The 6,271-nt window shown below is 35.5% G+C and carries 8 protein-coding genes and 1 pseudogene; 8 read left to right on the forward strand and 1 reads right to left on the reverse strand.

The features are described 5' to 3' along the window. The first annotated feature begins 1,341 nt into the window (after positions 1 to 1,341). The 6 genes from UF75_RS24100 (at position 1,342) to UF75_RS24120 (ending at position 4,959) form a co-directional block, all read left to right on the forward strand. A complete protein-coding gene (locus UF75_RS24100) occupies positions 1,342 to 2,169 on the forward strand; it encodes an ATP-binding protein (protein WP_242860412.1) in 828 nt (275 codons plus the stop codon). Further along, entirely contained in the window at positions 2,156 to 2,788 is a 633-nt protein-coding gene (locus UF75_RS24105; protein WP_045577060.1) for an accessory gene regulator B family protein, read from the forward strand. Before UF75_RS24100 ends, UF75_RS24105 begins: the two co-directional genes overlap by 14 nt. A gap of 34 nt (positions 2,789 to 2,822) precedes the next feature. Then, on the forward strand, positions 2,823 to 2,948 hold the full coding sequence (locus UF75_RS27740; protein WP_082075325.1) for a cyclic lactone autoinducer peptide: 126 nt from the start codon (positions 2,823 to 2,825) through the stop codon (positions 2,946 to 2,948). Between the two features lie 9 nt (positions 2,949 to 2,957). Continuing rightward, positions 2,958 to 3,716 (forward strand): LytTR family DNA-binding domain-containing protein, encoded by a 759-nt coding sequence (locus tag UF75_RS24110; protein WP_045577061.1) that lies wholly within the window; start codon positions 2,958 to 2,960, stop codon positions 3,714 to 3,716. 294 nt (positions 3,717 to 4,010) lie between these two features. Continuing rightward, a complete protein-coding gene (locus UF75_RS24115) occupies positions 4,011 to 4,463 on the forward strand; it encodes a hypothetical protein (RefSeq protein WP_045577062.1) in 453 nt (150 codons plus the stop codon). 301 nt (positions 4,464 to 4,764) lie between these two features. After that, positions 4,765 to 4,959, forward strand: a complete 195-nt coding sequence (locus UF75_RS24120; protein WP_045577063.1) for a hypothetical protein — start codon at positions 4,765 to 4,767, stop codon at positions 4,957 to 4,959. A gap of 348 nt (positions 4,960 to 5,307) precedes the next feature. Here UF75_RS24120 and UF75_RS29485 read toward each other — a convergent pair whose 3' ends face one another. Beyond that, a complete protein-coding gene (locus tag UF75_RS29485) occupies positions 5,308 to 5,475 on the reverse strand; it encodes a hypothetical protein (RefSeq protein WP_197079528.1) in 168 nt (55 codons plus the stop codon). A gap of 59 nt (positions 5,476 to 5,534) precedes the next feature. Here UF75_RS29485 and UF75_RS30535 point away from each other — a divergent pair, with 59 nt between their 5' ends. Both UF75_RS30535 and UF75_RS24130 read left to right on the forward strand, forming a co-directional pair. Then, positions 5,535 to 5,744: a hypothetical protein gene (locus UF75_RS30535; RefSeq protein ID WP_052693599.1), complete on the forward strand. Its 210-nt coding sequence runs from the start codon at positions 5,535 to 5,537 to the stop codon at positions 5,742 to 5,744. A gap of 305 nt (positions 5,745 to 6,049) precedes the next feature. Further along, positions 6,050 to 6,271 (forward strand): annotated as a pseudogene (locus UF75_RS24130) (exonuclease domain-containing protein); the annotation flags it as partial.

Here is a 6,271-nt window from a genome sequence, read left to right on the forward strand (position 1 = left end):
GAGAAAACTTAGACATCGCTTTGTACGCCTTTTCCGTTTTAATTGGAACGATTTTCAGTTATGAAATATTAAAGAAAGAAATACTTCCTTTTATAAAAAAGACTTGAAGTGGCTGGAATCAATAAAGGCAGCAAGGAATACTATTCATCAATCTTTTGAATGCACACTCTATATGCATAAGCACATTATCATACTGATCCCCCCTGTTACAAGAAGCAAAAGGACTTTTTTAAACTTCCAACTTCAATAATTCTCATCTGCCCCTCAATGCTCTAGTCTTCTAGTCTGAAATTATCCCCTTTATCATTCAGTTCCTGAAACAGCAAAAATTAGATATGTAGTCTATTGGCAGAAAGAAAACTCAGAACGCGAAATAAGAATTGTTTCACCTGAACTTTGTTTTGAAAGGACAGATGATAATACGTGCGGATGAAATCAAAACAACGAGTATTGCAAATGCAGCAATCGTTGTTTTAATAGTAAAGAGAAATAACCACCCCCGGCAAGGTTATCCTCCCTCATTGCCCCCATTACCCAGGGGAGTCTCCGCTGCTGCGAGCTGAAAAAGATTGGTGGAAAACAAAATTGTAATGCACGCTAAAGACTTACAACTTACAAGATTGATTGTTTAAGAGAAACCTTGCGCCATCTAACTCGGTGAATGCCGAGAGCTATTTAAAGGTCAAGGAGGTTTCTTTTTCAATATTTTTACAATCTATATTAATTGAATTACTACGAAATAATTTGAAAAAATTATCATTAATGGAAGGTATTTCATCCTGAATGTAGAAGTATATACAAATTGGAGGTTCTAAATAATATGGATAATATGCCATTAGAAGTTATTTTGCTCTTGTCAATACCAGAAGAATTGCTGATTACCACTTTGGGTTTGATCTTATTCGGAATAAGAGTTCAAAAATGTTTTGGAAAATTATTTTTAATTGCAATAATACAAGCTCTTATTTCGTTCTGCGTGCGCTTATTACCATTGCCGTTTGGAATTCATACAATTATTCAGATTCCTTTATTTTCAATACCGCTACTATTAATATTGAGGGTACCCTATTTATATTCTCTTATATGTATTCTGATTAGTGCCACAATATATACTATCCTCGATGTAACTTTTGTTCCACTTCTACTTCAATTAACAGATATTCCTTTAGATATAATACTGAAAAATACATATTTAAGAGTAATGTTTTTCATACCACAAGCATTGACCATGTTTTTATTTATCTTCGTCATTTACTTCAACAAATTTAAACTATTCAATCTAACAAATTACCATAGATGATGGATATAATCAAAAGTCGATTGCCGCTAATTTCCATCCTAATGTTTCAACTACTTATTTTAGCATTATTAAATTTAAGCTTTAATATTCCAATAAACGTTTTCCCAGCTGGTACAATGATTAATCTTTTATTACCTGTTAATATTATTCTTATCATACTAGCTATTATTTCCATAACATTTATGAACAATAGCTTTAAGCACATGGAACAGGAGATGGAAAATCAGATAAGGATTGAAAACCTAGAACATCTAAAAGAACTGTTGCAAACTATGCGGAGCCAGAGACATGACTTCAATCACCACCTTCAGACTGTGTACGGTTTTCTATCCGTGAATGCCTATGAAGAAGCAAAAAACTATCTGGAAGAAAGCTTTACAGAGATTTCTATGATTAATGAAATTATAAGATCGGATAATCCGGGGTTAAATGCCTTGCTTTTTGTTAAAAGTGGGGAAATGGAACGGCACGGTATTAAATTTTTAGTCAGTATTAGGACTTCAGTTAAGCTTCCCTTGAAAATCTCTGAATTAAATACTATAGTGGGAAATCTGTTGGACAATGCAGTACAAAAACTAATTATTACACCAGTAGAATCTTCAATAGTAGAACTGGAAGCTTATCGACAGGGAAATTTGTTTATATTGAAAGTGACTGATAACGGACCCCTAATCAATGACCACGACAGAGATAAACTGTTTATTTCTGGATTTACTACAAAAAAAGGGGGGCAGGGATTGGGGTTATTTAACGCTAGCCAGCTATTAAAAAAGTATCGCGGTGAAATCCAGGTTAAAAGCGAAGAAGGATTAACTACCATTGAAATATCTCTTCCTTATAAAAAGGAGAGCGCGAATGAGCATTCTTAATATTTCCAATTCGTTAGCAGGCTACTTCAAAAGACAACTCAATTTGGATGAAGATAGAACCGATATTTTACGATATGGTTTTGAGGTAATCATAGGGGAAAGTATTAAGATTATTACATTGTTTTTACTAGCATATTCCTTAGAACTTACACAATATGTCATAGTTGGTTTCTTAACGGTGGGAATCTATCGCCTTTTTTCTGGGGGTTATCATTCAGAAACCTATGAGCGATGTTTCGTCCTCAGCCTAATGCTCTTTCTAGGAATGGGAAAAATTACACAGATGTTATTACCCTATTTTAGGTTTTCAGTGCCTTTGAATTTTGGAATTGTTACTGCAACTTTTGTAATGACCTTATGGATTGCTATCAAGTGGGCTCCGGCAGAGACGGTGAACAAACCTCTTTCGCCAACAGAAAAGAACAGACAAAAGAAATTTTCTCTTGGTTGGATTGTATTATGGTTTATATTAACCTGTTATCTTTTGTTATGGTTTCCGTTAGAAAAAACTGCGTTTATTCTTTTAGGAACGCTCATAGCACATATTCTTCAAAGCATTAGCATTACCCCGACAGGGTTCAAAATAATGAGATTCATTGACACCTTGGAGGATAACTAAAAATCGAAATTATTAGAAAAAGGAGAGAAAAACTATGATTAAAAAAGCAGTACTTTCTTTTGTGGTTTCAGCGGTATCATTAATAGCGTTCGTAGCTGTACAACCTACTAGTTTAGTCACCCTTTATCAACCAAAAGTACCTAAAGCTCTTCAGAAATAAGAGGTTATTATGCTATTAAAAGTCCTCATTGTTGAAGATGATACCAATATGCGACTGATATTGAAAAGGGCGCTTATTGGTATTAATGAAGTCCAAGTCGTGGGAGAAGCGGAAAATGGAACTGAGGCTGTAGACCTTGCAAATAAACTTGAGCCTAATGTGATTATTATGGATGTAGAACTACCGGGGAAGAACGGATTTGAGGCCTCTAAAGAGATTCTGGACATAATTCCTGATGTGTTTTTAATCTATGCCACAGGACATCCGGATTACATGCCTGAAGCATTTGAGGTATATGCAGTTGATTATCTCTTAAAACCTTATAAGATGGAACGACTTATTCAGACCATTACTAAAATACAGAAACTTGTGGAGATGCGACAAAGGAGTACATTGAAAAATGGAAAACAAATCACTGAACCTATATGCATCCAGCACAAGGTAGCTGTAAGGAATGAACGTTACCTATCATTAATTGACACCAATATTATTGTGTTTATCAATCGAGAAAAACGTAAAACAATAATTCATACCGACGACGGTAAGAAAATAATGACCAATGATTCCTTGGATACTCTAGAAAAAAGAACTGGGGTGGGGAGTTTTATGCGAACCCACCGTAGCTACCTAGTCAATTTGGATAAGGTAGTCGAGATTCAGCCCTGGTCCCGTAGTAATTACCTAGTTGTCTTCGGCAAATTGAAAGAAGTTGCATATATTACAGAGGAACGATATAAAGAGCTACAACAGAAATTAAACTTTTTTTAAACCGGGAAATCCCCGGTTTTTTTCATATGTAAATTGGGATGTGTAAAAAGAAAGTTGAAACAGCTTAAACGCGGATTAAGACAAGGACAATAGGACATAGAATTATATCGTAGAAATCTTTAAGCGTAAGTCCTTCAATTGTCTCAAAAATCTTAGTAAAAGGAGGTAAATATGTTTGCATTTTATATTTAAGTTTCCTTAGAACTAACCAATATGTGGAGATTCTATCTGACAACCGAGGTAACTACCGTCTCCGTATCATTTGCTCATTTGAAAAATTTGGAGGTTTTAAACTTGAAGATTAAAAAAATTGCTTTAATGCTTGTAATGGCTATCTCTATCAATATGATAGGTGCATCTTTTGTATTTGCTGCTTCTCCATCTCCATATAATACTACTGCAGTTAATGCTACTGATGAATCACAAACAAAGGCATCTACTTCTGAGGCAATTCGTCCTGACAAAGAGGGCGGTGTCGTTCAACCAAACTCAATTGGTTCAGCAGCTGTTAAAGCAGCCGCTAAATGGTTAAAAGATAATTGGGCAAAGGTTTATGCAAAAATTCCAGATAACCTAAAAAAATACTTTGTAGCAGATAAAGTATTTGAGGCTTTGGACATCTTCGTAGGTATTTCAGATACAATAGATGCCTTTTTAACCAACGTTGTAAATTATCTATTGCCTAGCAGTTTGGAATATATGACACCAACTCTTGTGAAGATAATTGGCTTTTTCTTGCCACTATGATAAACTCACTTACGATATGTAAGTTGCCAAAATCAAGGAATCATCAAGGGATTCTAAAGCTTTAGCCATGGATCTTATCTCATTTTTTCAGCAAAAGAATGTCCTTCCTGGTTAAAAATCCTGGTTTAGCTAATATAATCAGGAAGGACTATTCAATCACTGAAAAATAGTCAATAATTCAATAACTTCTAAAATCCTGAATTTGTACTTGAGTAAGTATTTAATAATAATTTTCAAGTTTAAGGAAGTCGGTTGAATCTTAATAACTGTATTAAAAAAGAGATTAATGAGGGGGATCAATATGAAACTATTGAAATTTATCTTAAATACTTTTCTAGTTATTGGATTTATAGGCTACGTTATTATTTTTCCTATAAGTGGCAGATTGAGAGAAAACTTAGACATCGCTTTGTACGCCTTTTCCGTTTTAATTGGAACGATTTTCAGTTATGAAATATTAAAGAAAGAAATACTTCCTTTTATAAAAAAGACTTGAAGTGGTTGGAATCAATAAAGGCAGCAAGGAATACTATTTATCAATCTTTTGAAATATTTATACTCTTGTATGGTATATTCATATTTTTCAATTTGGATACGTCTAGGATTCCTGTTATTTTAGAAGTATTGATGTCAGTTATGATTGCATGAAAAAAACTTAATGCATGATCCAATGTATAGCTCTCTCATCAAAAAGCACTCATTATTCTTTATGCCTGGGTGGGGGTAATCAACGCTAAGGTTTGAGACATTACGGAAGCTCTTATGGGGGGAACAACCCAAAAAGAGACATCGTAAAAATATATGCCATGGTCCAAGAGTACAAAGGCTCACTACAGCTTAAGATTCAGACGATCATTCCATCAGCTCTTACACCGCCAGTTAGGATGTGGGCCATTCTTATCCGGTTCATGGATTCCATTGCAACGACAAACTTAAAGTGGCTGTCAAAGCTGTTATCCAGCAACACAAAGTCAGACTCATGTACTACCCAGCCGCAAAATCCAATCATCATTCATACAAGGGCGGTTTGCTTCAACACATCACGACAATGCTACTTTCAGCTGAGAAACTATGGCCGTTTATGCATGTAACACAGACTTGCTCTTTGCAGGAATCATCCTACACGACATCAACAAAGTTTACGAACTCACAATTGATCAAGCAGGCTTAGGCACAGAATACACACTAGAAGGAGAAATGCTAGGGCATTTTGCGATTGGTCTACGCGTAATCGAAGGCATGGAACTAGACGTAGAAAGAAACTTATTCTACAGCACATGATTTTGTCGCACCACCAAACGCCCGAATGGGAAGCCCAAAGCGGCCAATGCTTAAAGAAACCGAACTACTGCACTACTAGGACATGATTGACTCGCGCATGTTCGATTTTGATAAGGCGGCGGGGCAGACAGAAGGAGTATCAGGTCCTATCTGTGCTGTTTGGGTTCCTTTCGGTGCAGAGATAAAGCCTTTTTAAGTAAGGGGCTTATTTTTTTGCCTTAAAGTAAACAACCAAAATGGAAGGAGCCAGAAAATTAATGAATTAAGAAGTTAAATGACATTCTCAAAATTGCCAACGTATCTATGATATGGTCAAGGATGCAGAAACCATAGAAAAGGTCTTTCCCAAACTGCTGGATTTTATCGAGGGAAGCGTGTTGGTGGCTCATAATGCTGAATTTGATCTGGGTTTCTTAAAGCATAATGCTAAGGTCTTAGGCTATGACTTTGCTTACACCTATTTAGATACTTTGTCCTTGGCTAAGGAGCTCTTTCCGGATTACAAAACCTATAAATTAGGAAGAATC

The sequence above is a fragment of the Desulfosporosinus sp. I2 genome, from assembly GCF_000960765.1.
GTDB lineage: Bacteria > Bacillota > Desulfitobacteriia > Desulfitobacteriales > Desulfitobacteriaceae > Desulfosporosinus.